Here is a 2,088-nt window from a genome sequence, read left to right on the forward strand (position 1 = left end):
ATCAGGAATGACCTATACTGTAGAATATACAACAAGCGATAGTGAATGTGCTTCAAGTAGTATACAAGATGTAACAGTTTTACCAGCAGAAGATGCATCCTTTACAATGACTCCAACATGTGATGGCGCAACAGCCGAAATTACTGGAGACACAGGAGGAACATTTGCATTCAACCCAGAACCTGGAGATGGTGCAACTATAGATTCAGAAACTGGAACGGTAACTGGAGGATCTCTTGGTTCAACTTATACTATTGAATACACAACGTCTGGTCCATGTCCTGCAACTACTTCTCAAACAATATCTGTTGAAGATTTAGAAAATCCAGTGGCAATGTGTAATAATATGACTGTTATGTTAGATAGTAATGGTATGTATGTGTTAACAGAAGAAGATATTAATGCTTTAGGAATGGATAGTACAGATAATTGTGGAATAGAATCCATCACTGTATCTACTAATAGTTTTACTTGTGATGATATAGGTGATGTTACAATTACTTTAACTGTAACCGATTTTGGAGGAAATACTTCAACATGTGAAGCAATAATTACTATTGATGGTGAAATTCCTACAGTAGAGATTACTGAAACACCATTATCTGTTTTCTGTCAAGGCGTTACTTTAACTGCTGAAAGTCCGGGTACCGTAACTTATTTATGGTCTACTGGTGAAACTACTGAGAGTATTGTAGTATTTGAAAATGGAACTTATGGATTAACTGTAACTTCAGAAACTAATTGTAGTTCTTATATAGAGTATACAGTTTCTAGTATAGAAGAGGGTACACCAATATCTGAATACGCTATTTTTGCATCAAATGAAGTTTATTTACATGGAAATAATGTAGTTCAATCTGGAGGTGTAGGTGTAGGTAGTTTAAATGGTGAAATAAAATTACATCAAAATAGCCATATTTCTGAATTTGGACAAGCAACAACATTTACTCTAAATCAAGGAAGTACTATTAACAATCAAATTAACGATGTTGCAAATCCAATATTACCTAATTTCATTTACAATACACTTTCAAATAGTGCTAGTCCATCTGTAACAATTTCAAATGGCGATACTCAAACTTTAGATGGTGATGTATATGATCAAATTTGGGTTAGAGAAGGAGCAACAGTTATTTTCTCTCAACCTAACGTATACGTTAATAGAATAAAAACAAGTGAAGATGCAAATATTGAATTTGCAGGCTGTACAAATGTTTATGTAAATAGCTTGTTTATGTTAGCAAAATATGGAACTATAAATTCATATGGTAATTCTGTTACATTTTATGTAAATAACGATATTCATGTTGAAAAAGGATCTAATGTACATGCTACTATGTATTCAAATAGTGGTCAAATACTTGCAAAAGGGTCTAATGTTAATAGTAATAATCCAGAACCAACATATATGACAGGTCTATTTATAGCTAATAAAGTTCATGGTCTTAATAATGTTTTTTGGAATGCAGATGTAATATGTAACCCATGTCAAGGAACAGAGCCTGATGGTGGTAGAATTAATAATTTTGATGTTACTTCTTGGCCAAATCCTTCAGATACAGTATTTAATTTAAGATTGATTACTGAAGATTTAATGAATAATGCTACAATTGAAGTGTTTGATATGAACAATAAACTAGTCCATACAAATAAATTTAGACCAGAACAAGCATATAGCTTTGGGTCTAGATTAGATGGTGGTGTCTATATTGTTAAAATTAGTCAAGCTAACAATACAAAAATTATCAGACTTGTGAAGTTTTAATTTTATCTAATCAAATAATTTTAAAAAGGCTGTCTGAATAGACAGTCTTTTTTTATTTATTAATTTTTATTGAATAGTATAACTATTTTGTTAATTTTTCAATTCGTCGGATAAAATAACCGTTAATCTATTAAGTAAAAGTTAAGTGATTGTTAAAATAGATTTTTTATAATTTGGGCTTTTGATATTCTCAAATCGAGAGACTTCGGTTGTTTATTCAAAAATAAAGTAAAAAAATAAGTTGCTGTTATATAGTAATTTAATTAAAAAACACCCTAACCTATTTACCATTAAAATGAAAAAAATTACGCTTTCACTTCTAT

At 30.5% G+C, this 2,088-nt stretch carries 1 protein-coding gene; it reads left to right on the forward strand.

Annotation, left to right across the window (positions count from 1 at the left end):
* Nucleotides 1-1,765: T9SS type A sorting domain-containing protein (locus FVF61_RS04415; RefSeq protein ID WP_158635177.1), on the forward strand; the 1,765-nt coding region annotated here is incomplete at its 5' end.
* Nucleotides 1,766-2,088: the final 323 nt, after the last annotated feature.

It is taken from the genome of Xanthomarina maritima (assembly GCF_008084905.1).
Classification (GTDB): domain Bacteria; phylum Bacteroidota; class Bacteroidia; order Flavobacteriales; family Flavobacteriaceae; genus Xanthomarina; species Xanthomarina maritima.